The 1,054-nt window shown below is 62.3% G+C and carries 1 protein-coding gene; it reads left to right on the forward strand.

The window, feature by feature from the left end:
• Nucleotides 1-739, forward strand: a 739-nt coding sequence (locus FXV83_RS38605) for a transposase (RefSeq protein WP_148745205.1), incomplete at its 5' end; no start/stop codon positions are given.
• Nucleotides 740-1,054: the final 315 nt, after the last annotated feature.

Below are 1,054 nucleotides of genomic sequence, written 5' to 3' on the forward strand. Positions count from 1 at the left end.
GGCGATCCCGACGATCGAGGAGGAGGACGCGAGGCGACCGAACCGCGAGCGCCAGAATCTGGTTACTGAGCAAACGCGGATTATCAACCAGATGAAGGCGATATTTATCCGCTTCGGCATTCGCTCTTTGCGGCCGACCATGCGCAAGGTTGCAGAAAAGCTCGAAGATCTACGCACGGCGGAAGGCACGCCATTGCCACAGAACACGCTTGCGGAACTGCGCCGCCATCTCGCGCGGCTACGCGTCGTGCGCGACCAGATCCGCGCGGTCGAACAGGAACGCCTGCGCAAGCTCGCGGTGGCGCCTGCTGCGGAGAAGAAAAGCCCACACGCGATGGTCCACCTGATTGCCCGTGTCCTCGGCGTTGGTGTCGAAACGGCGGACATGCTGGTCAACGAGATCTTTTTGCGCCACTGGCGCGATCGCAAAGCCGTCGCCCGTTACGCCGGCCTGACTGGCTCGCCCGACGAGAGCGGCAGCCGTCGACGCGAACGAGGTCTTGCGCGTGCTGGCAATGTCCGCGTCCGCAGCGGCATGATCCAGCTGGCTTGGCGCTTTGTCAGATTCCAAAAGACCAGCGCCCTGGCCCAATGGTTCGCGGCGCGAACCGCCGACGGACGCGCCGGCACACGCAAGACGATGATTGTGGCACTGGCGCGTAAGCTGCTCATCGCCCTCTGGCGTCTCGTTACGAGGGGCGAGGTTCCGCAGGGCGTCGTGTTACGTCCAGCGTCATGAACGACAGCATGGAAAGAGAGCAACGATAGGACAAACGGTTTGGCAGCCCTTGCCAGAGGCTGCCGACAAATCCGAGGTGGCGGTGTCCCGACGTAAAACCCATGGCTTCAAATGCCGCTGTGAAGATTGGGCCCGCCGCCCCGGAGCTTCGCCGACGATGCGCATAACTGCATCATGGTGCGATCCGCAAATGGATCGACCGAATACAAGGTTGTGGCGCGACTTCTGCGCCCGATGGCGAGCTCCCCTCGGATCAGTCGTGCCGCTCTTCAGGCTGCAAGTCTACTCATGTTGGTGAAAGGAGAGGCCCCCACA

This window comes from Bradyrhizobium hipponense (assembly GCF_008123965.1).
GTDB classification, from domain to species: Bacteria; Pseudomonadota; Alphaproteobacteria; order Rhizobiales; family Xanthobacteraceae; genus Bradyrhizobium; species Bradyrhizobium hipponense.